General features: G+C 60.1%; 22 protein-coding genes and 1 pseudogene. 12 read left to right on the top strand and 11 right to left on the bottom strand.

The genetic code is table 11. The annotated features are described in order from the left end of the window. Positions 1-80: 80 nt before the first annotated feature. On the bottom strand, positions 81-1220 hold the full coding sequence (locus tag OF122_RS09980; RefSeq protein WP_264224112.1) for a pyridoxal phosphate-dependent aminotransferase: 1140 nt from the start codon (positions 1218-1220) through the stop codon (positions 81-83). Positions 1221-1460: 240 nt separating this feature from the next. On the opposite strand from OF122_RS09980, the gene OF122_RS09975 reads away from it, so the two are divergent. The 5 genes from OF122_RS09975 to aat all read left to right on the top strand — a co-directional run bounded on the left by OF122_RS09975 (position 1461) and on the right by aat (position 5519). Beyond that, on the top strand, positions 1461-2336 hold the full coding sequence (locus tag OF122_RS09975; RefSeq protein ID WP_264224111.1) for a DsbA family protein: 876 nt from the start codon (positions 1461-1463) through the stop codon (positions 2334-2336). Between the two features lie 164 nt (positions 2337-2500). Then, positions 2501-2938 carry a type II 3-dehydroquinate dehydratase gene (aroQ, locus tag OF122_RS09970; RefSeq protein ID WP_264224110.1) on the top strand — a complete coding sequence of 146 codons (438 nt, stop codon included), beginning with the start codon at positions 2501-2503 and terminating at the stop codon, positions 2936-2938. A gap of 37 nt (positions 2939-2975) precedes the next feature. After that, positions 2976-3476: an acetyl-CoA carboxylase biotin carboxyl carrier protein gene (gene accB, locus OF122_RS09965; protein WP_264224109.1), complete on the top strand. Its 501-nt coding sequence runs from the start codon at positions 2976-2978 to the stop codon at positions 3474-3476. Positions 3477-3485: 9 nt separating this feature from the next. Continuing rightward, entirely contained in the window at positions 3486-4832 is a 1347-nt protein-coding gene (accC, locus tag OF122_RS09960; RefSeq protein ID WP_264224108.1) for an acetyl-CoA carboxylase biotin carboxylase subunit, read from the top strand. Between the two features lie 54 nt (positions 4833-4886). Beyond that, the gene (gene aat / locus OF122_RS09955) at positions 4887-5519 is read left to right on the top strand and encodes a leucyl/phenylalanyl-tRNA--protein transferase (RefSeq protein WP_264224107.1); all 633 of its coding nucleotides are present in this window, start codon (positions 4887-4889) and stop codon (positions 5517-5519) included. Between the two features lie 141 nt (positions 5520-5660). Here aat and OF122_RS09950 read toward each other — a convergent pair whose 3' ends face one another. Both OF122_RS09950 and OF122_RS09945 read right to left on the bottom strand, forming a co-directional pair. Continuing rightward, positions 5661-6074, bottom strand: coding sequence for a DUF2155 domain-containing protein (locus OF122_RS09950; RefSeq protein WP_408636217.1), 414 nt, complete (start codon positions 6072-6074; stop codon positions 5661-5663). A gap of 15 nt (positions 6075-6089) precedes the next feature. Continuing rightward, a complete protein-coding gene (locus OF122_RS09945) occupies positions 6090-6488 on the bottom strand; it encodes an NADH:ubiquinone oxidoreductase subunit NDUFA12 (protein WP_264224106.1) in 399 nt (132 codons plus the stop codon). 543 nt (positions 6489-7031) lie between these two features. Here OF122_RS09945 and OF122_RS09940 point away from each other — a divergent pair. From OF122_RS09940 to OF122_RS09920, 5 genes are all read left to right on the top strand, one after another. Then, positions 7032-10736 (top strand): vitamin B12-dependent ribonucleotide reductase, encoded by a 3705-nt coding sequence (locus tag OF122_RS09940; protein WP_264224105.1) that lies wholly within the window; start codon positions 7032-7034, stop codon positions 10734-10736. 265 nt (positions 10737-11001) lie between these two features. Beyond that, entirely contained in the window at positions 11002-12018 is a 1017-nt protein-coding gene (locus tag OF122_RS09935; protein ID WP_264224104.1) for an SMODS domain-containing nucleotidyltransferase, read from the top strand. A gap of 41 nt (positions 12019-12059) precedes the next feature. Continuing rightward, a complete protein-coding gene (locus OF122_RS09930; RefSeq protein ID WP_264224103.1) occupies positions 12060-13700 on the top strand; it encodes a ThiF family adenylyltransferase in 1641 nt (546 codons plus the stop codon). Next, positions 13678-14139 (top strand): Mov34/MPN/PAD-1 family protein, encoded by a 462-nt coding sequence (locus OF122_RS09925; protein ID WP_264224102.1) that lies wholly within the window; start codon positions 13678-13680, stop codon positions 14137-14139. Before OF122_RS09930 ends, OF122_RS09925 begins: the two co-directional genes overlap by 23 nt. Continuing rightward, a complete protein-coding gene (locus tag OF122_RS09920) occupies positions 14136-15551 on the top strand; it encodes an SAVED domain-containing protein (protein ID WP_264224101.1) in 1416 nt (471 codons plus the stop codon). The genes OF122_RS09925 and OF122_RS09920 overlap by 4 nt, the downstream gene beginning before the upstream one ends. A 92-nt stretch (positions 15552-15643) precedes the next feature. On the opposite strand, the gene OF122_RS09915 is transcribed toward OF122_RS09920, so the two are convergent. The 7 genes and pseudogenes from OF122_RS09915 to OF122_RS09885 form a co-directional block, all read right to left on the bottom strand. Next, complete coding sequence (locus tag OF122_RS09915) at positions 15644-16252, bottom strand: type I restriction endonuclease subunit R, EcoR124 family (RefSeq protein ID WP_264227640.1); 609 nt, start codon at positions 16250-16252, stop codon at positions 15644-15646. Between the two features lie 100 nt (positions 16253-16352). Beyond that, positions 16353-17135 (bottom strand): IS21-like element helper ATPase IstB, encoded by a 783-nt coding sequence (gene istB / locus OF122_RS09910; RefSeq protein ID WP_264224100.1) that lies wholly within the window; start codon positions 17133-17135, stop codon positions 16353-16355. After that, positions 17125-18651, bottom strand: a complete 1527-nt coding sequence (istA, locus tag OF122_RS09905) for an IS21 family transposase (RefSeq protein ID WP_264224099.1) — start codon at positions 18649-18651, stop codon at positions 17125-17127. Before istA ends, istB begins: the two co-directional genes overlap by 11 nt. A 147-nt stretch (positions 18652-18798) precedes the next feature. After that, positions 18799-19580, bottom strand: a pseudogene (locus tag OF122_RS09900) (IS5 family transposase). A gap of 239 nt (positions 19581-19819) precedes the next feature. Further along, complete coding sequence (locus OF122_RS09895) at positions 19820-20053, bottom strand: hypothetical protein (RefSeq protein WP_264224098.1); 234 nt, start codon at positions 20051-20053, stop codon at positions 19820-19822. A gap of 79 nt (positions 20054-20132) precedes the next feature. Further along, positions 20133-20504 carry a VOC family protein gene (locus OF122_RS09890; protein WP_264224097.1) on the bottom strand — a complete coding sequence of 124 codons (372 nt, stop codon included), beginning with the start codon at positions 20502-20504 and terminating at the stop codon, positions 20133-20135. 504 nt (positions 20505-21008) lie between these two features. After that, positions 21009-22199, bottom strand: a complete 1191-nt coding sequence (locus OF122_RS09885) for a TIGR03862 family flavoprotein (RefSeq protein ID WP_264224096.1) — start codon at positions 22197-22199, stop codon at positions 21009-21011. Positions 22200-22289: 90 nt separating this feature from the next. Here OF122_RS09885 and OF122_RS09880 point away from each other — a divergent pair, with 90 nt between their 5' ends. Beyond that, on the top strand, positions 22290-23543 hold the full coding sequence (locus OF122_RS09880; RefSeq protein ID WP_264224095.1) for an aminopeptidase: 1254 nt from the start codon (positions 22290-22292) through the stop codon (positions 23541-23543). Between the two features lie 174 nt (positions 23544-23717). After that, positions 23718-24347: a Spy/CpxP family protein refolding chaperone gene (locus OF122_RS09875; RefSeq protein ID WP_264224094.1), complete on the top strand. Its 630-nt coding sequence runs from the start codon at positions 23718-23720 to the stop codon at positions 24345-24347. On the opposite strand, the gene OF122_RS09870 is transcribed toward OF122_RS09875, so the two are convergent. After that, positions 24344-25099: an energy-coupling factor transporter transmembrane component T family protein gene (locus tag OF122_RS09870; RefSeq protein WP_264224093.1), complete on the bottom strand. Its 756-nt coding sequence runs from the start codon at positions 25097-25099 to the stop codon at positions 24344-24346. The genes OF122_RS09875 and OF122_RS09870 overlap by 4 nt on opposite strands. Between the last annotated feature and the right edge of the window lie 3 nt (positions 25100-25102).

The raw sequence follows: 25102 nt of genomic DNA, 5'->3' as shown, positions 1-25102 counted from the left end.
GGGTACCACTTATTCAGTTTGGAAGCGCGACATAACAAAGACTTGGATCGTCGCGCCGTTTCTGTGAAACGGTGAATGATCTAGGGATGGAGAAATTTGCCCATTCGCTCAAGCGCCATGGCGATGCTTTCCTCAGTACCCGCGTAGGAAAACCGCACATATTTGTGCCCGTCCGTCCTGTCGAAATCCTGCCCCGGCGTCGCGGCGACGCCAGCCTGATCGAGCATGCGCAGGCAAAAATCCATCGTGTCATTGGTAAAGGCCGAGGCGTCGACATACGCATAAAACGCCCCGTCCGACGGCTCGGCCAGCCCGAATCCCAGCGCCTTGAGCCCCTCCGACAGAACCAGCCGGCTTCCGGCATATTGATCCCGCCGCGCATCGTACTCGATGCGTGCCTCCATCGCCGCCAGCGCGGCGCATTGGGATACGCTCGAGGCTGAAATGAACAGGCTCTGCGCCATCATCTCGGCCCGGCGCACCATATCCTCGGGCAGCACCAGCCAGCCGATCCGCCAGCCCGTCATGCAGTAATATTTGGAAAAGCTGTTGACGATCACATGGTCGTGGGAAAATTCGAGCGCGCTGGCGTCTCCGCCCACATAATTGAGCCCGTGATAAATCTCGTCCGAGATGAACCGGACACCGAGCCGATCACAACACGCGACAATCGCCGCCAGTTCTTCGCGCTCCAAAACCGCGCCCGTCGGATTGGCCGGACTGGCCACGAGCAATCCTTCGAAAGGGGATCTTTCATAAGCCGCTTCAATATCGGCCGCCGTCAGCCGCCATCCATTGGCCGGTGAAACCGGAATCTCGACGCTCCCCAGATTGAGCGACGCGATAATATTGAGATAGGCCGGATACCCCGGCCGCGTCACTGCAATGCGCTGTCCGGGAGCAAAACCGGCAAGAAACGTCAGGATGAACCCGCTCGACGAACCGGTGGTCACCACGATCCGCTCGGGCGAAACCTCGACGCTATGCTGCTCTGCATAATATCGGCTCAACCGCTCGCGCAGCGCCGGCGTACCCTTGGCTGCCGTGTATCCCATCGGGCGATCAAGACAGTCGCGAACTGCATCCAGCACGCACTCGGCCGGCTTGCCACCCGGCTCCCCGATTTCGAGGTGACACACTTCTCGCCCCTGCGCTTCCAGCGCCTGCCCCCGTGCCATAAGTTCAAGGGCGTAAAATGGGCGAATCGAATTGGCACTCATCATTTCAATGTCCGCTTGTTCTGTCCGGCAGCCAGCCTTCGAACGACCTGCTTGCGTAAATACGCATTATATCAGCATATCATTGTCGTTGCGTCAATAATATTAGAATACTATTCTAATATCTTAGTTATTCAAAGCAACCGTTTCCAACACGCGCTTTTGTTCGCCTGCCCGCCCATTGCGGCTGGCACCCGCCCCTTGCATACGGTAAACCCGCCGCAACGCGATAGGGAGTTTGGGATGCAAAAAGCGATCAATCTGGGACTTGCCGCTGCCGTGGCCATCCTCGGCGCCGGGCTCGCATATTCCATCGCAACGCGCCCCGAGCCCGGTTTGAGCCAGACCGAGGTCGAAAGTCTTCTTGCCCAAACGGCAGCGAACCAGCCCGCCGCCCAATTGCCTGCAGCACCCCGGCCTGAAGCGATCGACACCGCCACCATCGGCCCGCTAATCGAAGACTACCTCCTCGCCAATCCGCGCCTGCTCGAACGCATGTCGGTCGAACTCGAAGCCCAGGTCCGAGCCGAGGAAAGCGAGCGGGCCCGCATCGCGCTCGCGGCGATGGAAGAGGAAATCTACAACGACCCCGCCAACATCGTCCTCGGCAACCCCGACGGCGACGTCACCCTCGTCGAAATGTTTGACTACAATTGCGGCTATTGCCGCCAGGTCGTCGCCGACGTCATGGCTCTGGTCGAGGAAGACCCGAATCTGCGCGTCATCCTCAAGGAATTCCCCATCCTTTCGCAAAACTCGGTCGATGCCGCCCGCATCGCCATTCTGGTTGCTCGCTCAGAGGTCAACTACCAGGATTTCCACACGGCGCTGTTTTCCTCCCGCGGTCAGGTCGATACCCAGGCCGCCCTTGCCGCTGCCGAATCGCTGGGCCTGAGCCGCGTATCTCTCGCGTTGGAAATGGGTGCTCCCGATGTCTCCGAAGCGCTCCAGCGCACCTATACCATCGCCCAGGCGCTCGGCATTTCAGGCACACCCACCTTCATCATCGGCGATGAAGTGATTCCCGGCGCCCTGCCCAAGGCCGATCTGGTGCGCCGCATCGAAAACATGCGGGAGTGCGGCGCCACCATCTGCACCGATAGCGCCCAGGGCGGCTGACTTGTCCGCGCCGAACAACCGCCGCCAACTTAGGGACGTTCCCTTTGCCTTTTCGGTGCATTTCGTATAACGCCAGCTTGAATTGCCGGCCTTGCTGGCTCAAAAAGCTCTAAAAGGGCGCGTTTGCCATCTTTTGGCGCTGAGAACGCGGCACGATAAGGCACATGGCAAAACGCGTATTGATCCTCAACGGACCGAACCTCAATCTCTTGGGCACGCGGGAAAAAGCGATCTATGGCGGCGATACGCTGGCCGATATTGAAGCGATGTGCCGGGAATCCTGCGAAAAGCTTGGCATGGCGTGCGATTTTCGCCAGTCCAATCACGAGGGCGAACTGGTCGATTGGATCCAGTCGGCACGCAAGACAGCCGATGCGATCGTCATCAACCCTGCCGCCTATTCCCACACCTCGGTGGCTATCCACGATGCGTTGCGCACGTTGGACAAGCCGATTGTCGAGGTGCATCTGTCAAACATTCATCAACGTGAACCCTTTCGCCACCATTCCTACGTATCTGCTGTGGCCAAGGGCGTAATTTGCGGTCTGGGCCCAAGAGGCTATACGCTGGCCCTCGAGGCCGTCGCCGAAATCCTGAATTGAGAAAGACCCCCAAGGGGTCGGTGGAGACACGATAACAATGGCAAAGATCTCGCAGGTCGATCAGGACCTCATCCGCACCATCGCCGAACTGGTCAACGAGGCCAACCTGGCCGAAATCGAACTCGAGCAGGATGATTTCCGCATCCGCGTGACCCGCACCTTTGCCAAGGAAGTCGTCCAGGTCGCAGCGCCGGGCGGGTACGCCCAGCAGCAGGCGCCATCGGCTCCGGCTGCGCCCGCCGCCCCCGCGGCCTCTGCAGCATCCACGCCCGCCGCCGCATCGCCCGAGGATCTCGCCGCCAGCCCCAACACATTGACCTCGCCCATGGTTGGCACCGCCTATCTGGCGCCAGAGCCCGGCGCCAAGGCCTTCGTTGAGGTGGGCGCCAAGGTTTCCGAGGGCCAGACGGTTCTGATCATCGAAGCCATGAAGACCATGAACCAGATTCCGGCGCACAAATCGGGCACCATCACCCGCATTCTGGTCGATGATGCCTCGCCGGTCGAATACGGTGAACCCCTCGTCGTCATCGAATAAGGCAGGCCCATGTTTTCCAAGGTCCTCATAGCCAATCGCGGCGAGATTGCCCTGCGCATCCTGCGCGCCTGCAAGGAACTCGGCATCCAGACGGTTGCCATCCACTCCCAGGCCGACGCCAATGCCATGCATGTGCGCCTTGCCGACGAAAGCGTCTGCGTCGGGCCCAATTCGGCCCGCGACAGCTATCTCAATATCCCCTCGATTCTGGCAGCCTGCGAAATCACCGGCGCCGAAGCGGTGCATCCCGGATATGGCTTTCTGTCGGAAAATGCCCGCTTCGCCCGAATTCTCGAAGAGCACAAGATCGCCTTTATCGGCCCGTCCGCCCACCACATCGAGATCATGGGCGACAAGATCCAGGCCAAAAAGACCGCCCTCGAACTCGGCATCCCCTGCGTCCCCGGTTCGGCCGGCGCGGTGACCACCGAGGCGGAAGCCAGCACGACAGCAGCGGAAATCGGCTATCCGGTCCTTATCAAGGCTGCGGCAGGCGGTGGCGGCCGCGGCATGAAAGTCGCCAAAACCGAAGCCGAACTGTCCATCGCATTTTCCACGGCGCGCACCGAGGCCAAGGCGGCCTTCGGCGATGACGCCGTTTACATGGAAAAATACCTGGGCAAACCCCGCCACATCGAGGTTCAGGTCATTGGCGATGGTCAGGGCAATGCTGTGCATCTGGGTACGCGCGATTGTTCGCTCCAGCGCCGCCACCAGAAGGTCTGGGAAGAGGCTTCGGCCCCCACGGTGCCTATGGCCGAGCAGACCGAAATCGGCGAGATTTGCGCCGCCGCCATGCGCAAGCTCAAATATTCCGGCGCCGGCACCATCGAGTTCCTCTACGAGAACGGCGAGTTCTATTTCATCGAAATGAACACCCGCCTGCAGGTGGAGCACCCGGTCACAGAGCGCATTACCAATTTCGATATCGTCTATGAGCAGATTCGCGTCGCGGCCGGCGAGCCCCTTTCGCTCAAGCAGCAGGACGTGGTGTTCTATGGCCACGCCATCGAGGTGCGCATCAATGCCGAAGACCCCCAGACTTTCGCGCCCTCACCGGGAAAAATCACCTATTACCACCCGGCCGGTGGCGTAGGTGTACGGGTAGATGCCGCCGTCTATCAGGGCTATAAAATCCCGCCCTATTACGACAGCCTGATCGGCAAGCTGATCGTACACGGCCGCACGCGGCCAGAATGCCTGCAGCGCCTCAATCGCGCGCTGGACGAGTTCATCGTCGATGGCGTAAAGACGACCCTGCCCCTATTCCGCAGGCTTATCAAGGAACCCGACATTCAGGCCGGAAATTACGATATCCACTGGCTCGAGAAATTTCTCGAAGCCAACAAGGAATAGCAGAAGGCGGCCCAACGGGCCGCTTTTTGATTTTTGCGACGATACGATTTTGCGATGACACGGAACGACCCTTTCGATATCGAACTGACGCCCGAGTTGATCCTGCGCGCTTATCGCGCCGGGATTTTCCCGATGTCGGAAAGCGCCGAAGATCCCGATATCTTCTGGGTCAGCCCACAGATGCGCGGCGTCTTGCCGCTCGACGGATTCAGGACATCAAGAAGCCTCCGAAAGACCATGCGCAAAAGTGGTTTTTCGGTTGTTGTCGATCGCGACTTTGCCAGTGTCATCGAAGGCTGCGCGACCGCTGGCAGTGACCGGGAATCGACCTGGATCAACCCCACCATCCGCGCGCTCTACGGTGAGCTGTTTGCCATGGGCTATTGTCACACCGTGGAGGTCTATGACGGCGACGAGCTGGTGGGCGGCCTCTATGGTCTGTCCATCGGCGGCGCCTTTTTTGGCGAATCCATGTTTCACCGGCGCACCGACGCCTCAAAGATCGCCCTGGCCCACCTCGTCGATCGGCTCAAGGCGGGCGGTTATGCGCTCCTCGACACCCAGTTCATCACCGACCATCTGGCATCTCTCGGCGCCATCGAAATCCCTCGCACCATCTACGAAATCCGCCTCTCGGGTGCCCTCGATATTGAAGGTGACTTCTACGCGTGGGATAAGACGGGGTAGGTTGTGTGGAGAGTTCGGTCAGGGTGAGCCGAAAATGGCAGTTTTCGAGAACCGGAGCGGAGCGTACATTTGGGTACGTGAGCACCGGAAGCGCAGAAAACTGCCATTTGCAGGCCACCATCACCGAACTGTCCATGCAACCTAGCGCTGGTCGGGTGGTGGCACATCTGATGTCTGGCGACAATCGATCAGCCAGACATCATAAACGGCGTTGTCGATGGCATTGAGCGCTGGCGAATCGGCAAACATCCAGCCAGAAAACACCCTCTCCATGGTCGCCTGCAGCGAAACCTCGTCCACCTGCACAAAGGCTGAAACGCTCTGCGCCTCGGTTTGGGGCCGTGAGTAGCAGACACGTGGCGTCAGCTGCAGCGATCCGAACTGCACTGTCTCATCGATATAGACATCAAATATCGTGATCCGGCCGGTGATCTTGTCGAGCCCGGTAAAGACCGCCACCGGATTGGAAATGGCTTGCGCGTGGGCCGGCGCCGCACTCACGGCAACGGCAAGCGCCAGACAGCTCGCAATGCCTTTAAGTCCCGGAGCGCTCACGCGGGCAGAACCGCCCTATTCCGGCGACCAGGCATCATAGTCGCCGGTAACGCGCGGACGCGATTGCGGCGTCAGGATCGATCCATCCGGACGATAGGCCTGCGCCGTACCGGTCATGTTGGGGATATGGGCCTTTTCCCACTCGTGCGGCTTGTAGTCGGACTTGGACGGCGGCACGTCGGTGCGCCGGTGCATCCAGCCATGCCAGCCGGCCGGAATCGCAGACGCTTCCGCATAGCCATTATAGACGACCCAGCGGCGGCCATCCTTCTTGCCTTCGTAATAGACGTTGCCGAACTCGTCCTCGCCCACCTTGACCCCGCGCAAGGCGGTGAAAATGCGGGTGGAAAGGGTCTGCTTGTTCCACCAGCCGAAAATTTCGAAAACGAACTGTTTAAAGCCGCTGTTTGCCACGTCCGATACCTTCACGCGTCACGATGAGTTGGTTGGGCTTAGCACACATGACCGGGTCAGCCTAGAGAGTGCTGCGGTCGATTTCAGTCCTGTTTCGCACACAAGATGCTGTGCATTTCGTGAGCGAACAAAAAAGCGCGATCCGGGGTCAAAAAAGCCGCTTGACAGGGCTTTGTGAGTCTAGCGCCCGCCTTGCGAAGCGCCAGAGAATGAGGTTTTTCCAACACTTAACCGCGCTTTTCCAGACAACGCTTCATTAACCTTTGCTCGCACTTGCTTTGTGACACCCTAGTGAAACTTATGCAGCTTTTTGCACGTTTTCCTCGCTATCCACACTAAAAACCACTATATTTAGCGAGTGAGTAATCCATAGGCACAAGGGATAGTCGATTTCGTGTGATTGACGGTTCGCCAAAGAATCGAAAACAGTCACATCAACGGGCCGATTCATGACCCGATCAAATCGACATTGTCGGCAACGACAAGGCGCTTGCAGGGGCGATCAGCCAGCAGAGCGGCACCTAGTTTGGGGATACAAGACGAATGCATATAGAACGGCGCTTCACCACGGCTGGGCAATCGGCCTATGCCGGCATCGAATTCCGCTCGGCCACGAGCGAAATCCGCAACCCGGACGGGTCTGTGGTCTTCAAGCTTGAGGACATCGCTGTCCCCGCGCCCTGGAGCCAGGTCGCCGCCGACATCATCGCGCAGAAATATTTCCGCAAGGCCGGTGTCGCCAAGGTCCTCAAGAAGGTCGAAGAAAACGACGTCCCCTCCTGGCTGTGGCGCTCGGTCCCCGACGAAAAGGCGCTCGCCAAGCTCCCCGAAGACGAGCGTTATGGCTCGGAAATGGATTCGCGCCAGGTCTTCAACCGCCTCGCCGGCACCTGGACCTATTGGGGCTGGAAGGGCGGCTATTTCACCTCTGAAGAGGATGCCCGCACCTTCTATGACGAGCTGTGCTACATGCTCGCCACCCAGCGCGTTGCCCCCAATTCCCCGCAATGGTTCAACACCGGCCTGCACTGGGCCTATGGCATCGACGGTCCCGGCCAGGGCCATTTCTATGTCGACCCCTTCACCGGTAAGCTCGTCCAGTCCAAATCGGCCTACGAGCACCCCCAGCCCCACGCCTGCTTCATCCAGTCGGTCGACGATGATCTCGTCAACGAGAACGGCATCATGGACCTCTGGGTCCGCGAAGCGCGTCTGTTCAAGTACGGCTCGGGCACCGGCACCAATTTCTCGGCCCTGCGCGGCTCGGGCGAAAAGCTCTCGGGCGGCGGCAAGTCGTCCGGCCTCATGTCGTTCCTGAAAATCGGCGACCGCGCCGCCGGCGCCATCAAGTCGGGCGGCACCACCCGCCGCGCCGCCAAGATGGTGGTGATCGACATCGATCACCCCGATATCGAGGAATACATCAACTGGAAGGTCAAGGAAGAACAGAAGGTGGCAGCGCTGGTCACCGGCTCCAAGACCGTCTCGAAACACCTCAAGCTCATCATGAAGGCCGCTGTGAACTGCGACGGCCACGCCGATGATTGCTTCGATCCCAACAAGAACCCGGCACTCAAGCGCGAGGTCAAGGCCGCCAAGAAGGCGCTGGTCCCGGAAAACTACATCTTCCGCGTCATCCAGTTCGCCAAGCAGGGCTACACCGACATCGAATTCCCCATCTACGACACAGATTGGGATTCGGAAGCCTATCTGACCGTTTCGGGCCAGAACTCGAACAACTCGGTCCGCGTCACCGATGATTTCCTGCGCGCCGTCGAAGACGATGGCGACTGGAACCTCACCGCGCGCCAGTCCGGCAAGGTCACCAAGACCCTCAAGGCACGCGATCTGTGGGAACAGGTCGGCTATGCCGCCTGGGCCTCCGCCGATCCCGGCATCCAGTACCACACCACCATCAACGAGTGGCACACCTCCCCCGAAGCCGGCCCGATCAACGCATCGAACCCGTGCTCGGAATACATGTTCCTCGATGACACCGCCTGTAATCTGGCATCCGTCAATCTGCTGCCCTATCGCGGCAAGGATGGGGTGTTCGCGACCGGCGATTACGAGCACACGGTGCGGCTGTGGACCCTCGTCCTCGAAGTCTCGGTGATGATGGCCCAGTTCCCCTCGAAAGCCATTGCCGAGCGCTCCTTCATCTACCGCACGCTTGGTCTGGGCTACGCCAATATCGGCGGCCTCTTGATGACCTCGGGCATCCCCTATGACAGCGACGAAGGCCGCGCCATCGCCGGTGCGCTGACCGCCATCATGACCGGCGTGTCCTACGCAACCTCGGCCGAAATCGCCTCCGAGCTCGGTGCGTTCAAGGATTACAAGCGCAACGCCAAGCACATGCTGCGCGTCATCCGCAATCACCGCAATGCCGCTTACGGCAAGGCCGATGGCTATGAAGCCCTCTCGATCACGCCCGTCCCGCTCGACCACGCCTCGTGCCCCGATCAGAACCTGATCGATCGCGCGATCGCCGCCTGGGATCTGGCGCTCGAACTGGGTGAAAAGCACGGCTACCGCAACGCCCAGGTTTCCGTCATCGCCCCGACCGGCACCATCGGTCTGGTCATGGATTGCGACACCACCGGCATCGAACCGGACTTTGCGCTGGTCAAGTTCAAGAAGCTCGCCGGTGGCGGCTACTTCAAGATCATCAACCGCGCCGTCCCCGCCGCCCTGCGCACGCTGGGCTATTCCGAAGACCAGATCGCCGAGATCGAAGCCTACGCCGTGGGCCATGGCAACATGAACCAGGCGCCGGGCGTCAATCCGGTGACGCTGGCCGCCAAGGGCTTCCCCGAGGACAAGATCGCCGCGCTCAACGCGGCCATGAAGTCGGCCTTCGACATAAAGTTCGTCTTCAACCAGTGGACGCTGGGCGCTGATTTCCTTAAATCTCTCGGCGTCACCGATGCGCAGCTGATCGACCCGACCTTTGAGCTTCTGCCCTTCCTTGGCTTTGCCAAAAAGGACATCGAAGCCGCCAACATTCACGTTTGCGGCGCCATGACGCTCGAAGGCGCGCCGTTCCTCAAGGACGAGCATCTGCCCGTCTTCGATTGCGCCACCCCCTGCGGCAAGATCGGCAAGCGGTATCTTTCGGTCGAGTCCCACATCCGCATGATGGCCGCGGCTCAGCCCTTCATTTCGGGCGCGATCTCCAAGACCATCAACATGCCCAACGATGCGACCGTCGAGGATTCCAAGGAAGCCTACATGCTCTCCTGGAAGCTGGCGCTCAAGGCCAACGCGCTCTATCGCGATGGCTCCAAGCTCTCCCAGCCGCTCAATTCCTCGCTCCTCGCCGATGAGGACGAAGACGAGGACGAAGTGGCCGAACTCGCCGCCGCCGCGCTTTCCGAGCGCATCCCGGCCGTTGCCGAAAAGATCGTCGAACGCATCGTCGAGCGCGAGCGTTACCGTGAGCGTGAACGCATGCCCGACCGCCGCAAGGGTTACACCCAGAAGGCAATCGTTGGCGGCCACAAGGTCTATGTCCACACCGGCGAATATGCCGATGGACGCCTGGGTGAAATCTTCATCGACATGCACAAGGAAGGCGCCGCCTTCCGCGCCATGATGAACAATTTCGCCATCGCGATCTCGATCGGCCTGCAATATGGCGTGCCGCTCGATGAATTCGTCGAGGCCTTCACCTTCACCCGTTTCGAGCCTGCCGGTCTCGTCATGGGCAATGACCACATCAAGAACGCCACATCGATCCTCGATTACGTGTTCCGCGAGCTGGCCATTTCCTATCTCGACCGCACCGATCTGGCCCACGTCACCCCCGACGCCGGCGCCACCTCGATCGGCAAGGGCGTCTCGGAAGACAACCAGGTCAAGGACCGCTCGGCTCCCGCCCCGGTCCCGGCCGACAATTTCGTCTCCCGCGGCATGACCCGCGGCCGCGTCAAGGACAAGACCCTGATGCTGGTCGCCTCCTCCGACCTCAAACTCGCCAACCCCGTCCAGGCCATGCAGACCCAGACGGTCACGGCTTTGAAGCAAGGCACGGCGCTCAAAGCCGAACCGGAAGCCGAGGCCGAAGCCGCCGCCACCAAACTGGTCGACGAAGCCCAGGCCAAGGACACAACAACCCTGCGGCTGGAAGCCCAGATGAAGGGGTACGTGGGCGAGGCATGCTCGGAGTGCCAGAACTTCACGCTGGTGCGGAATGGCACGTGCTTGAAGTGTGATACCTGCGGGAGCACGACCGGGTGTAGCTGAGGTCGCGATCAGCAGCGCGGTGTGAATTCACCCAACGGATGGCCGGAGGAAACCAACGATTGCCTCAATGCACCCAACAGTTCGGCTCCGCGACAACCTCGCCGTGACTGCTCCTTATTGTTGGATTGAATGTGGCTGGTGACGGTCGCAAAGTACTGCACTACGAACAGTCAGAAGTGATCGTTCGATTTAATCAAACGGCGGCGGGATTTTCTCGCCGCCGAATGACTGGAAGAACAATAGGTGAATCTTAACGGAGGGCAGCATGCCGGTACCTCAGGCTCGCTTCAACGAACTGCTAAAAGACATCGAGCCTAGCCCCACGACCGTGGGCCGAGCATCTGGTGGCCATAATGGTGTGCGCGAGCACCTCGCCACTCAGAAAGATTTCAAGTCGAAGTTCCAGTATGCGTTCTTGTCAGGAAGCTATGCGCGCGACACCTCCATCAGGCCCGGCACCGTCGATGGCGTGCAGGAAAAGCCAGATGTCGACATCATCGTCGTCACAAACTTCACCAACCAGGACACCCCCGACGCGGTGCTGAAAGCTGTGTGCAAAGCGCTCGAGAACGGAGGCGACGGTTATATCGTTGAGCGCATTAATCGTCGTTCGGTGCGTCTGGAAACCTGGCAAGCCGACATGGACATCGTACCTGTCTACGAACTCGCCAGCGGTGGATACATGATCGCGGATCGTGAGAGTGGGACGTGGAAATTCACCAACCCGCCGATGCACAGCCAGTGGAGCGCCGAACGGAACGAGACCTATGGCGGACGTTTCAAACCCCTGGTCAAAATGTTCAAGTGGTGGCGCCGGATCAATCCAAGTGGGAAGCGACCGAAGGGTTTCGTCCTCGAAGTGCTGGTGGGGCGCCATGCGCCGCTTGGGGTCACCCACTATGGCGAAGCATTCGCGCAGACGCTGGAGAACATCTATGCCACGCATGGTCAAAACGCCGAGCTCGGATTTAAACCTCAAATCTGGGATCCAGCCGATGGCTCAAACGACATCCTTTCCAAGGTGACCGTGGCCCAGTGGCAAGCCTTTATCGAAAAGGTGCGGATCTATGCCGGCATCGCGCGGCGGGCCCAGGAAGCAGATGATATGGAAGAGGCGTCGCGCCAATGGCGCCGTGTTTTCGGCGATAGGTTCAAGTGGACCGCCAATGCGGCCAAATCCGTCAAGACGGCTACGTTAGCTTCTGCACCAGCAGTTGGGGGCTACACCTTCCCCAACAACATGGCCGCTCCTGTCAGCAGTAAGCCCCGGGCCTTTGCTTGAGATTCTGGTGGGTAGACGACTCGAAGCGCCTCGGAGAGGAGATGCGCTGCGTCTCGGCGCTAGGCGGCGAAGGCACCTGGTTTGAACTAGGTCGTTGGCGCTTCTTCAAAGGCATGCTCTGTGCTGAAGGTGTGATTAAGGTACATGGGCACGACTACCCGGTGCGCCTGATCTATCCGGACCAATTCCCTGAGGTCCCGGCGTGGGTTGAGCCGCAAGAAAAGGTACGTTGGTCGGACCACCAGTACGGGGAGTCGGTGCTCTGTCTGGAATTGCGGCCGGACAATTGGCATCCGAGCGCCGGCGGTGTCGACGTTTTGCGCAGCGCCCACGATCTACTACAGATCGAAGACCCGATGGGTGAAGGTGCTACACGCGCCCCATCGGCGCACCGCTACAATCAAGTGCAATCCTATACTTGGTGGACGAATCCGGTGCTGATCTCGTCAGGCTGTGCGCAGCGAATTGTCGCTGGTACATCCTCGGGGGTGATAGCTCTCAGGATGCCGCCCGATGCTGAGATTTGGCCCATCATCATTCATGATGAAATAGACCGGTCAAAGCCGCAGCGTCCACCCGTTGCCACCTTTGAGAAATGGCAGACGGACATTCCGGTCTACGTCACGTCGGCGCAGCCCCCCGCCAACCTCGACGATCGCGCCGCAATTTCTCTACAGTTCACTTCAGATATAAGGGAACAGGTCCAAACGTCGACAGCCGGCCTCGCCCTTTTCGTCCACGCGGAAAACATCAGTGCGTTCCACCTGATGCCAGACGGCGTAACGCATAATCGCGCAGTCTACATATTGCCGGACGATCACGGCGCCCGCAGCGGCCGGGTGGGCGAGACCGCCAGCAAGAGCGCGGCCATTATCGGTTGCGGGTCCGTCGGATCAAAAATTGCCGAGTCAATGCTGCGATCTGGCGTGCACACCATCACCCTGGTGGACGGCGATGTTTTCCTTCCTGGAAATCTCGAGCGTCATGTCCTGGACTGGCAGGACGTCGGCATCCGAAAGGTCGACGCGCTCAAGAAAAAATTGTTGTCCATCGTGCCTGGCGCCACGATCAAGACAATCACCGACAACTTGAGTTGGCAACGCTCTGCCAAGACTCACGCGTGGCAGGTGCAGGAAATCGCTTCGCCGACCGTTATCATCGACGCGACTGGAGACTCGGCGACAAGCCTATTTCTTGGGGCCGTGGCGTACGCGAACGAAAAGCCGTTCCTGTCGGTTGAAGTATTCGAGGGCGGGATCGGCGCCTTGGTGTCCACCAGCATTCCCGAGCGCGATCCGCCCTACGTCGCTGGGCGAGCTAGCTTCCTGGCGTGGTGCGAGGCAAAAGGCGTGAAGCCGCCTCAAAGCGGTGAACGCCGATACGAGATGATCTCCGATGGCGTCCCGATGGCGGCCGATGACGCTTCCATTACCATCACGGCGGGGAATGCCGCGCGGATCGCTCTGGACATCCTGGATGGTCGACCTCAACCCCGATCTGCGGCGTGGCTGCTGCTCGGCTACAGCGCTCAATGGATATTCGCAGGGAATGGCGACACCATATGGTTGGACGTAGGCGCACGATCACCTGCAGAAGCGTCCGCCGCGCCGGATACCGATGCTGTCGCCCACGCCGCACAGCTGTTTAGGGAGTGGCTCGATGCACCTGATACTGGCGCCTGACCAACGGGACAAACTGCTCGAAGCACTGGAACGTGCCGGATCCAAGGAGATCGGTGGTCAACTGTTCGGCGAACTTCTGGCGCCATCAAAGTTTCTTATCACCGAGTTGGTGGTGCAGCCTCGAGCGGGCTCATTCTCGCGCTTCGTGGTGGATCTATTCCACGCGGCGAAAGCTGCGATGCGATTCTTTGATCGCACGGGGCACCGATACCCGACCTTTAACTATATCGGCGAATGGCATAGCCATCCGAGCTTTGCGGTCATGGCCAGTTCGACGGACATCGAGACCATGCGAAACCTGGTTCACGAGACCGATTTTGCCGGAAATTTCGCAGTGCTGATGATTGTGCGGGCCGACGCCGGCATCCTTAGCGTCGGAAGTTGGGTGTTCGATCCACAAGGCCGCGAGAGCGAAGCAAAGGTTGAGGTGCAGACATGACCGATACCAGAACCCCTACCCTCATCGACGCCCGCGGCATGGGCGGCATCATCGCCATAGACGGGTTCGATTACCAGCTTTGGGACTGCCTCGCCCGCATACCGTCGTGGGTGTCCAACCCCGCGTTCGAACAGCTAATATTCGAGGGCTTGGAAGATCACGAAGCCAAGTTTTTTGCACCGCACAGTCCGCACCGAGCGGTGCTCGATAGATACCAAGCCAAGGCCAGCACACTACAGCCCGCTGCGGTGAAAGAGGTCTTCGAGAACTTCCAGAGCTATGATGAGGCGCACCCCAGCACCGCACGGGTGCACACGCTGGTGATGCCATCGCTTCCTGCGAGCTTATCGTGGTTCGCAAGGGACAAGAACCGTGTCAGAAAAGCTCGGCCATTCTACGCGCCGTTCAACACCATCACCGCGGCTAACGAAGACGAACTTCGCTCTGTCATTGCTTCGACCTATCCCGGACTTTTGGGGGAATTCGTCGCCGGCACTGTCGAGGTGCACGAACGAAATATGCCGGATCTTGCGAACGCGATTGCAACTTTTACCACGCAGTTCAATACCGCATTTCCGCAGCTCGATGTTTCCTCGCGAAAGGTAGAGGCGGCCTTCGACGCACTTGCCAAGCTGGTCAGAAATTCTGTGGGCGCCCCCGTTGGCCGGGCAATCTTGATCGAGACGCTTGAGAAAGCACTTGGCACATCCCTACCGTTGCCGATGGCATTTCCGCTGAACGTGCGATCGGACCGGAATGAACAGGACGAAGCCAGTCTTGAGCTTGATGCATCAGGTTTTTCTGGCGGCGATGCCGGTTACCCATCTTCGCCGGTCTGGGCCACCGATCTGTTGGCACCTCTAGGTGCAACTTCTCAATGGCTCCGCCGACAAAACATTGTCCGCATCGCGCTTAAGGGTTCGTATCGCTTGACAACCGCATTTGCACTTGGATGGTCGTTCAGGTCGGCGATCGGCTTCGAAATTGATATTCCCACAAGGGACGGACACTGGCCCACCGATGACAGGCCGATCGAAGGTTCGCTGCCTGATTGGTCCATTCGACCGGCTACCCGTCTGCATGGGGACAGGCTGCAGATTGCCATCGGAGTAATCCGTGATCCAACTGCTGCCTTGATTGCCTCGACCGGCATCGCTGAAGACGCGGTCATGTCCATACATACGCCCAGCGCCCTGGTGTCGGCGAAGGCGGCACAGGCCTCTGTCGGCCTTATCAAGCGCCGTATCGATGAGGCAGTGTCCTTTCTTAGCCCCGTAGGCATCGACATCTATTTCGTTGGGCCAGCTGCATTCGCCGTCGCCATTGGCCACCGCTGGAATGCGTTCCCGTCAACTCAGCTCCACGAGTTCGTGGCCAACAAATATGTACCCACTGCGGTGATCGATAGGTGACTGATCGTAGAGGGAGCGGTAGAGGTTTTGGTGTTCCCATCGAAAACTATAGCCAGTATGCAGTAGTTCGCGACCATCGATCATGAACACGCCTAAATTTTTCCGCCCACACCCTTGAACTTTTCAACGAACGCAGAGATGCGTTGGAACACATCTCTTTTTTTGGTCAGGTATTGTGGATTGAGCGGGCTCATTTTTGGAAGGATCGAGTTCAACTCTGTGCCGTTTTCGCTCGCATATTCGCGCTTGATCGACGTCGCGATGTAGCGCTTGGCGGCATCCGCATTCAATTTTTCATCGGTTATCAGTTCTTCCGCTTCCCGGCGTTGTTCAGCTTGTGCGAAGGCAAAAAATGCCTCAATCACCCCGGCCTTGTCCCCCAATTCGTCAAGGTTTGTCTGATTGATAAAATCGACGATGAGGCTTTCTTTCGCGCGGTTGCCAATACTGGCGCGAATGACACGGCGAACTTCGCCAACGAGCTCTGACTTGCTCTTCGTCTTTTTGTTGTGCTCGAAGATTAGCTCAAGGATGTAATCCAAATTGATTTCTTGGGACTTCAAGAGGTCGACCTCAAAGACGACATCACCCCAGTCGATCGTTGACTCAACCCGCTCAGTGCTTGCCTTTTCTTGGCGAAGCCAGTCCCGGATATCGTTGTAGGTCGAACGGTAGTCCTGGATCCTCCGGTCTGCGGGTATTTTGACAGTCTTCAGGTGTTGATTGCCGCTGAGAAGTGACCCGGTATTTTCACCGAGAATTGACCCGCCTCGTGGATATGATTTGGGTTTGGTCAGATGGTCAAGTCGGTGCTTTCTCCTTTTTGGTTTTTGCGGCTTGGGCCGAGCTGTTTTTGAACCGGAAGCTGTCGTTTCCGGTTTCGAGGATATGGCAGTGATGGGTCAGCCGATCGAGCAGCGCAGTCGTCATTTTTGCGTCGCCGAACACGCTCGCCCATTCGGCAAAGCTGAGATTGGTGGTGATGATGACGCTGGTGCGCTCGTAGAGTTTGCTCAGCAGATGGAAGAGCAATGCCCCTCCTGATGCGCTGAAGGGCAGGTATCCAAGCTCGTCGAGGATGACCAGATCGGAATGGATAAGCCGGTTGGCAATCTGTCCGGCCTTGCCCTGAGCCTTTTCCTGTTCCAGCGCATTGACCAGTTCGACGGTCGAGAAGAAGCGAACCCTCTTGCGGTGATGCTCGATGGCCTGGATGCCCAGCGCTGTGGCGATGTGGGTCTTGCCGGTTCCTGGCCCGCCCACCAACACCACGTTGTCGCTCTTTTCGATGAAGGCACCGGAATGGAGCTGGCGCACCAGGGCCTCATTGATCTCGCTGCTGGCAAAATCGAAGCCAGCCAGGTCCTTATAGGTTGGAAAGCGCGCCACCTTGAGCTGATAGGCGATCGATCGTGTCTCGCGTTCGGCCATCTCGGCCTTGAGCAATTGGGAGAGAACCGGAACGGCTGCCTGGAAGGCCGGAGACCCCTGTTCGGTGAGTTCGCTGATCGCCTGGGCCATGCCTGTCATCTTGAGGCTTTTGAGCATGATGACCAAAGCTGCGCTTGCTGGATCATGACGCATGGCGCACCTCCTTGTCCCCGCGCAGGGTATCGTAGCGCTCGACATTGGCCTGCGGTTCCTTGCCCAGCACAAGGGCCTGCGGTGCCCTGACTGGCGGCACCGTTCCCGGCTTGCCATCGATCAGCCTGTGCAACAGGTTGAGGATATGGGTCTTGGTGGGCACCCCGGCCTCCAGCGCCATCTCGACCGCGGCCAGCACCGCCTGTTCGTCGTGATGGAGAACCAGAGCCAGGATCTCGACCATCTCACGATCGCCACCGGGTTTGCCCAGAAGGTGGCGCTGAAGTTGCCGGAATCCATCGGGCATGTCGGCAAAGGGTGCACCATTGCGCAGGGCACCGGGCTTGCGCTGGATCACCGCCAGATAATGGCGCCAGTCATAAACGGTGTGACCCTGCCCATGATGCCGCTCGATAATCCTCTTGTGCTCGCAGATCGCCTGGCCTTCAGCGACAACGACAATGCGGTCCGGATAGACCCTGACGCTGACCGGTCTGTTGGCGAAAGAGGCCGGCACGCTGTAGCGATTGCGTTCCAGGTGGATCAGGCACGTTGGGGAAACACGCTTGGTGTGTTCGACGAACCCGTCAAAGGGCCTTGGCACAGCCATCAGGAACTGGGTCTCGACCCGCCACGCATCAGCAATGGTGCCCGGTTCCACGCCATGAGAGGTCTCCTCCCACAAGCTCTGGCACCGCTGCTCGAGCCAGAGGTTCAACTCCTCAAGCGAGTTCGCGTGCGGTATCGGCTGGAAAAGCCGATGACGGGCATCTTGCACGTTCTTTTCCACCAACCCCTTCTCCCAACCGGCGGCGGGATTGCAGAACTCGGGCTCGAACACAAAGTGACTGGCCATGGCCGAGAACCGGGCATTGACCTGCCGGGCCTTGCCACGGCCAACCTTGTCGACCGCCGTGCGCATATTGTCGTAGATGCCGCGCCGGGGCACGCCGCCCAGCACGCGGAAGGCATGATTGTGGGCGTCGAACAGCATCTCGTGGGTCTGAAGCAGATAGGCCCTGACCACAAAGGCCCGGCTGTAGCAGAGCTTGGTATGGGCTGCTTGCAGTTTGATCCGCTCGCCCCCGATCAGCGCCCAGTCCTCACTCCAATCGAACTGGAAAGCTTCTCCAGGCTCAAAAGCCAGGGGAACGAACACGCCACGGCCGGTGGTATTCTGATGGCGCTGGAGATCCTCTTTCCAGCGCCGGGCAAAAACCGCCACCCGACCATAGGAGCCTTCAAAGCCAAGACTGACCAGATCGGCATGGATCTGCTTGACCGTGCGCCGCTGCTTGCGGGGCTTGCGGCTCTCAGCCTTCAGCCAGCCTGACAGCTTCTCGGCAAACGGATCGATCTTGCTCGGTCGCTCAGGCACCTTGAACTTCGGCTCAACCGTATCGGACCGAAGATATTTGCGAATGGTATTCCGGGACAGACCGGTTCGCCGCGAAATCTCCCGGATCGAAAAACCATCCCGGAAATGCCAGCGCCGGATAACGCTCAAAAACGCCATGTCCAACACTCCTCAATCTCCCGCCCAAAACGAGCAGGATAGCGTTCAAACATGGGTCAGTTCTCAGCGAAAATATCTCCCAATACCGGGTCACTTCTCAGCGGCAATCAACAACAACGTAATTCTTTCGGATCTGCCAGAAGTAGCCTAGGTCCTGTTGACAAAGTCTTTTAGCCACCTGCGGATGGCTGCAAGGTTGAGGAAGCTTGCGAATGACAGAGCCGTTTTCTCATACCGGGTGCCGATGCGACGCATGTGCTTGAGATACCCGAACATGCGCTCGATGCGGTTGCGGTCTCTGTAACGGGAGAAGTCGCAGGGAATATGAACCTTGCGATTGGCCTTTGGCGGGATGACTGGCAAGATGCCCTGTAGCAGCAGGGCTTCTCGAACAGCATCGCCGTCGTAGCCCTTATCGGCCAGAAGTGCCTTTGGCTTGTTGACCGGCAGGGCCATGAGTTCGCCGACCGCGCCATAGTCCGAGGCTTGCCCGCCTGTCAGGACAAAGCCAAGAGGGCGTCCCTGATTGTCACAGCGGGCGTGGATTTTGCACGTAAAGCCGCCGCGTGATCGACCAAAAGCCTCCTTGTGAGTCCCCCTTTTGCGCCGGCTGCCGATACATGGCCCCGAACTGTGGTGCTGTCGATCATATGCTGCCAGTCATCGGTCAGCCCCATCTGGACCAGCGTTTCAAGGATGGCATCCCAGACGCCCTGTTCGGCCCAGCGCCGGAACCGGACATAGACAGAGTTCCACTTGCCGTAGCGCTCATGCATGTCGCGCCAGGGGCAGCCAACCCGCAGCACATGCAGCATGCCGTTGAGAAAACGCCGATTATCATGAGCAGGGCGGGATTTCCGTCCGCGCTCTGTGGGCAAGAACCCTTCGATTACTGCCCACTCTTCATCGGTCAGATCGCCGCGTGCCATCATCGCTCCCCATAAAGAGGAGTGTTGAATCAGACTTCACCTGATTTGGGAATCCACTTTGTCAACACGACCTAAATTACCGCTTCGCCGGGTTTAATCCGAGGGACACACAGCCTCGGCTCTCACTTCCCCCACCGTCATCTTCGGGCTTGCCCCGGGGATTCGCACCGCTTCCGCGTCGCACCTCAGGCGTTTGAGCCCGGCCGCCTAAAACGACCCCGCCACGCACCATCACGCACCTACCCCAAAGCCATCGCGCCAACCACCACCAGAAACACAACCAACCCCGCAACAATCGCCCATTCCGCTCCGCTGAGCGAAAATCCCCCGCCCGAACCGCCGGCACCTGCGACAGGGCCGCTGCGGCGTCCGTAGCGGCCGGAGACGCGGCTGAACCGGCGCTTCAGATCACGCAGCCGCGCTTCAGCCTCTTCGGCGTTCTCGCCATTGATCGGTTGGGGTTTGCGGGCCATGACTGCCTCCATCACGCATTACTGAAACACGACATTTAGTCGGCCCGCCGGCCAGTTCAACCGTTCGCCGCAACAACACTCACACGTGCTGGTCAATCAGGACCGGGTTGCCGTCCGGATCGAGCAATGTGCAACTTCCCGGTCCGCTGCCGGCCTCGTCCACCTCCTGCTCGAGAGCGAGGCCAGCGGCCTTCAGCTTCTTCTGGATGTCCCGTATGTCGGTAAATTCGCCAACCGGTTGCGCATTGCTGTCCCAGCCGGGATTGAACGTCAGGATGTTTTTCTCGAACATGCCCTGAAACAGCCCGATGACCGCCGTCGGCGATTTCATGATGAGCCAGCCCTGCTCGGCATCGCCGTGAAAGACCTCAAACCCGAGCTTTTCGTAAAACGCGCGAGATGCGGCGATGTCCTTGACCGCCAGGCTGACGGAAAATGCACCCAATTGCATCTGTGTCCCTCCTGTAATTGGATGAACGGGATTGTTTTCGCGCATCGGGCGCGGCACAAGTCCCGGCCAATCACGATTGTGACATACCCTGCCCCGCGCCGCACAAAATCTTGTCCCCGCATCTGCGCACCCGTGCCATTCTCCCCTCACGGCCGCACCAAGGGCGAGGATGCATACGAGCTTCCGGTGAGGTCGATCCGGGTCCGATGGGGGTCGCCCCAGCGGAGGCCCAAACGTCACAAGCGCCGGACGGCGTGAACCGGCCGCCTGATCTCGGTTTCGAGGCTGGCGCGATTTTGCTAACGCCGTCGTACCGGGGAAACCCGGAAGGGATTGACCCTAGCCTTCTGAAGGGCGACTAAGCCAAAAACCCCGGATGTGAACGGCGAAGCTGGCTTCGCTTGACTACCAAACTACGGATGAAGCTTGCTTCGCCGTTCTCCGCCCCATTCGGGCGCGCTAATATAAACCGGGGCTTATGGCCGTCGGGCGCTTTTGCGCGTCCTATGCCCCGAGATGATCCAGCACGCCCTGCCCCGCCGCCCGGCCCGTGGCAAGGCACGCCGAGAGCAGATACCCGCCGGTTGGTGCTTCCCAGTCGAGCATCTCCCCGGCCACGAACACACCCGGCACCCTCTTCAGCATCAGCCGCGCATCGATCGCGCTCCAGTCGATCCCGCCCGCCACCGAAATCGCTTCGGCAATCGGCCTTGGCCGCACCAGCGGCACGGCCAGGGCCTTGATCGCCCCGGCCAGCGCACCATTGTCCCCGCGCACCGCCTCGCTGGTCAGCTCTCTCACCAACCCGGCCTTGACCCCGTCGAGCCCCGCTCCCTTGCGCAACCGGTTCGAAAGGCTCGCCTTGGCCGGCTGCCGCGCCAGATCGCGCTCGAGCCGCTCGGCCGACCGGTCGGGCGCCAGATCGAGCACCAACGCCGTCGGCCCCGCCTCCAGCCCATCGCGCAGCGCCGCCGATTGCCCATAAACCAGCGAGCCTTCGACACCATGCCGGGAGATGACAAACTCCCCCCGGGTCGCCCCCACCGCCACGGCCTTGACCGGCACTCCCGCGAACCGCTCGATGAAATGCGCGCTCCAGTTTACATCGAACCCGCAATTGGCCGGGCGGAACGGGTTTACAGAAACACCCCGCGCTTCAAGCCAGGCCACCCACGCCGCATCAGACCCCAGTTTGGGCCAGCTCGCCCCGCCCAGGGCCAGAACCACCGCATCGAACGTCTCGCGCACCTCGCCCTCTGGCGTCTCAAACACCAGCGCGTCGTCCTCGAACCCCGCCCAGCGATGCCGCGTGCGAATGGCAACGCCCTGCCCCGCCAGCCGCTCAAGCCACGCCCGCAGCAGCGGCGAAGCCTTCATCGCCTTGGGAAACACCCGCCCCGAAGACCCCACAAACGTCTCGCTGCCCAGCCCCGCCGCCCAGGCCCGCACAGCCTCATTATCGAACGCTGAAAGCAAGGGCTCCAGCCGCTCCCGCGCCGCCCCGAACCGGGAAAAGAAATCCCCCATCGGCTCGGCATGGGTTAGGTTCAGCCCGGACTTGCCCGCCATCAGCAGTTTCCGTCCGGCCGTGGGCATCCGCTCGTAAACGGTCAGGTTATATCCCGCCGCCGAGACCACTTCGGCCGCCATCAACCCGGCGGGCCCGCCCCCAATGATTGCAATGCGCTTGTCCATGGCCAGCCCAGAACACCCTTTCGCCGCCGCTGTCAAACCGATAGATTTCCCGCTCAACCTGAGTCATTTCCAAAACAAAGAAGACCCATCATGCCCGACTCGCGTTCCAACGCTCCCGTCAACGAGGAAAAGCTCGACAAGCTCGCCCAGGTCGCCGTTCACACCGGCCTCGGGCTCGAAGCCGGTCAGGATCTGCTCATCACCGCCCCCCTTTCGGCCCTCCCGCTCGTGCGCAAGATCACCGAGCACGCCTACAAGGCCGGCGCCGGGCTGGTGACCACCCTCTATTCGGACGAGGAGGCCACCCTCGCCCGCTACAAATACGCCAATGACGAAGCCTTCGATCACGCTGCCGGCTGGCTCTATGAAGGCATGGCCAATGCTTTCGGCTCCAACACGGCGCGCCTCGCCATTTCCGGCGACAACCCCATGATGCTGGCCGAACAGGACCCCGAAAAGGTCTCCCGCGCCAACCGCGCCAATTCCAAGGCTTACAAGCCCGCCATCAAGAAGATCACGGGCTTTGAGATCAACTGGAACATCGTTTCCTACCCCAACCCCAAATGGGCCAAACTGGTCTTCCCCGATCTCGGCGAAGACGAAGCCGTCGCCAAACTGGCCGATGCCATTTTCGCCGCCTCCCGCGTCGACCAGGCCGATCCCGTCGAAGCCTGGAAGCAGCATAACGCTGAGATCCACGCCCGCCGCGACTGGCTCAACAAGATGAAGTTCCGCGATCTTCACTTCCAGGCACCGGGCACCGATCTCGTCGTCGGACTTGCCGACGATCACGAATGGGCCGGTGGCGCCTCCCTCGCCAAGAACGGCATCACCTGCAACCCAAACATCCCGACCGAAGAGGTCTTCACCACCCCCCACGCCCGCCGCGTGAACGGCACCGTGCGCGCCACAAAGCCGCTGGCCCACAATGGCTCGGTGATCGAAGACATCGAAATGGTCTTCAAGGACGGCGTCGCCGTCGAAGTACGGGCCTCCAAGGGAGAAAACGTCTGGAACAAGGTTCTCGACACCGACGAAGGCGGCCGCCGTCTGGGTGAAGTGGCACTCGTGCCGCACTCCTCTCCCATCAGCCAGTCCGGCGTTTTGTTCTACAACACGCTGTTTGACGAAAATGCCGCCTGCCACATTGCCATGGGCCAGTGCTACACCGAATGCTTCGTTGGAGGCGACAAGCTTTCCGAAGACGAAGTCACCGAAAAGGGCGGCAATTCGAGCCTCATCCACATCGACTGGATGATCGGGTCCGACCAGATGGATATCGACGGCATCACCCAGGACGGCGAACGCGTGCCGGTCTTCCGCAAGGGCGAATGGGCCAACTGATCGCAAGCGCTGCAAACAGGATGGAAAAGGGCCGGGTTATCCCCGGCCCTTTTCTTTGCCTTACCATCCTGTCCAACATTTCATCTGGCGGACAGGCTGTCGTGAGCTTGCATCCCCTAGTCTCTTTTCCACCGGCGCAAGAAAGCTGCGCCGCCCATGCAAAGGAGACGACAAATGAAGAACCTGACACGGACGGCGATCGTAACCATCGCCGCCGCCTCGATCGGAGCCGCAACGCTCGCTCCGGCCCTCGCTCAGCCTTTCGGCGGCGCCCGCGACGGCGTTGCTGTCCACCAGATCCAGGGTGAGGGAGCGCGCAGCTTCCGCCCCGGCGGCGACAACCAGATGGGTCATTTCCGTCGCGGCGCGGCCTTCGGCCAGGGTGGCGGCCTCGTCGAAATGTTCTTCTCCAACCGCGGTGCCGAAGCGATCGATATTGCCGCAGTCCGGCTCACCCATCTGCTTGAGTTGACCGAAGACCAGCAGGGACTGCTCGAAGACCTGCGCGTCGCGGCTCTCGATGCCTTCGAAGACGTCCAGGCCGCGCGAGATGAAATCGCCCCTGTCGCCGAGGAAGAGGCCGAAGCGCCCGATCTGGTCGCCCGCTTTGCCGGCATGGTCGCCATGACCACCGCCCGCGCCGAAGCCCTCGAAACGCTCCAGCCCACTTTCGAAGCCTTTGTCGAAAGCCTCGATGAAGCCCAGCTCGAAAAGCTGACCCCACAGCGTCCCGGTGGTCCGCGCAGCGCGCCATCGGCTCCCACAACCGATGCCGCTCCCGCAACTCCCGAGGTCGAGGGCTAAACCAGCCGCAACATCACAAGCACAGTCGACCCGGCGATCAGGAACGCCGGGTCGGCCCACGAAAACCCCGGCACGCCCACCATAGTGCGTGTTGGCGTCGCTCCGAACCCCCGCGCTTCCATGGCAATCGCCGACCGCCCGGCCCGGCGCACGGCAAAAGCCAAGAGCGGCACCGCCAGCGCCGCCATCTCCCGCGGACCCGGAATACGCCGCATGGGACGGCCAGCCCGCATCGCTCGAGCCATGCGCATCTGCGCCGCCTCGGCCAGCAAATCGGGCACCAGCTGCATGGCCACAAAAAGCGCATAGCCCAGCCGCGCCGGAAATCTGAGATAGGCGATGAGCGCCCGCACGAAAGCGCCCGGATCGACACTGAGGGCAAACAGGATCGAAATCGTCCCGATCGCCAATGCCCGCAGGCTCAACGTCAGCCCCTCCGAAAGCGCCCCACCGCCATTATCCCCGCCCGCGATATGCATGGCAAAATCACTGTCCTGGCGGAACAGCAGATTGGTGGTCACAAATCCCATGCCGAACAGAATGAACGGCACCATCAATGCCAGAAGCAGCAGCGGCGGCACCCGCTGAATGCCCACAAGCACCAGGGCGACAACGCCAATCACCGACATCTGGAAAAACGGATCGAACGACGTAGCGATCCCGACGAAAAACGCCACACAGACGAAAAAGACCGTCAGCGGATTGAGCCGTCCCAGCGGCGCGTCCGCAAATCTTTCATACAGCACAGCCATCCC

Source organism: Pelagibacterium flavum (assembly GCF_025854335.1).
Lineage (GTDB): Bacteria > Pseudomonadota > Alphaproteobacteria > Rhizobiales > Devosiaceae > Pelagibacterium > Pelagibacterium flavum.
The sequence above is the reverse complement of the archived record's forward strand: the minus strand, read 5'-3'. Positions and strand labels throughout refer to the sequence as shown.

Coding starts and splice junctions, on each gene's coding strand:
- OF122_RS09980 (WP_264224112.1), bottom strand. CDS start 1,220: ATGAGTGCCAATTCGATTCGCCCATTTTACGCCCTTGAACTTATGGCA.
- OF122_RS09975 (WP_264224111.1), top strand. CDS start 1,461: ATGCAAAAAGCGATCAATCTGGGACTTGCCGCTGCCGTGGCCATCCTC.
- aroQ (WP_264224110.1), top strand. CDS start 2,501: ATGGCAAAACGCGTATTGATCCTCAACGGACCGAACCTCAATCTCTTG.
- accB (WP_264224109.1), top strand. CDS start 2,976: ATGGCAAAGATCTCGCAGGTCGATCAGGACCTCATCCGCACCATCGCC.
- accC (WP_264224108.1), top strand. CDS start 3,486: ATGTTTTCCAAGGTCCTCATAGCCAATCGCGGCGAGATTGCCCTGCGC.
- aat (WP_264224107.1), top strand. CDS start 4,887: ATGACACGGAACGACCCTTTCGATATCGAACTGACGCCCGAGTTGATC.
- OF122_RS09940 (WP_264224105.1), top strand. CDS start 7,032: ATGCATATAGAACGGCGCTTCACCACGGCTGGGCAATCGGCCTATGCC.
- OF122_RS09935 (WP_264224104.1), top strand. CDS start 11,002: ATGCCGGTACCTCAGGCTCGCTTCAACGAACTGCTAAAAGACATCGAG.
- OF122_RS09930 (WP_264224103.1), top strand. CDS start 12,060: ATGCGCTGCGTCTCGGCGCTAGGCGGCGAAGGCACCTGGTTTGAACTA.
- OF122_RS09925 (WP_264224102.1), top strand. CDS start 13,678: ATGCACCTGATACTGGCGCCTGACCAACGGGACAAACTGCTCGAAGCA.
- OF122_RS09920 (WP_264224101.1), top strand. CDS start 14,136: ATGACCGATACCAGAACCCCTACCCTCATCGACGCCCGCGGCATGGGC.
- istB (WP_264224100.1), bottom strand. CDS start 17,135: ATGCGTCATGATCCAGCAAGCGCAGCTTTGGTCATCATGCTCAAAAGC.
- istA (WP_264224099.1), bottom strand. CDS start 18,651: ATGGCGTTTTTGAGCGTTATCCGGCGCTGGCATTTCCGGGATGGTTTT.
- OF122_RS09895 (WP_264224098.1), bottom strand. CDS start 20,053: ATGGCCCGCAAACCCCAACCGATCAATGGCGAGAACGCCGAAGAGGCT.
- OF122_RS09890 (WP_264224097.1), bottom strand. CDS start 20,504: ATGCAATTGGGTGCATTTTCCGTCAGCCTGGCGGTCAAGGACATCGCC.
- OF122_RS09885 (WP_264224096.1), bottom strand. CDS start 22,199: ATGGACAAGCGCATTGCAATCATTGGGGGCGGGCCCGCCGGGTTGATG.
- OF122_RS09880 (WP_264224095.1), top strand. CDS start 22,290: ATGCCCGACTCGCGTTCCAACGCTCCCGTCAACGAGGAAAAGCTCGAC.
- OF122_RS09875 (WP_264224094.1), top strand. CDS start 23,718: ATGAAGAACCTGACACGGACGGCGATCGTAACCATCGCCGCCGCCTCG.
- OF122_RS09870 (WP_264224093.1), bottom strand. CDS start 25,099: ATGGCTGTGCTGTATGAAAGATTTGCGGACGCGCCGCTGGGACGGCTC.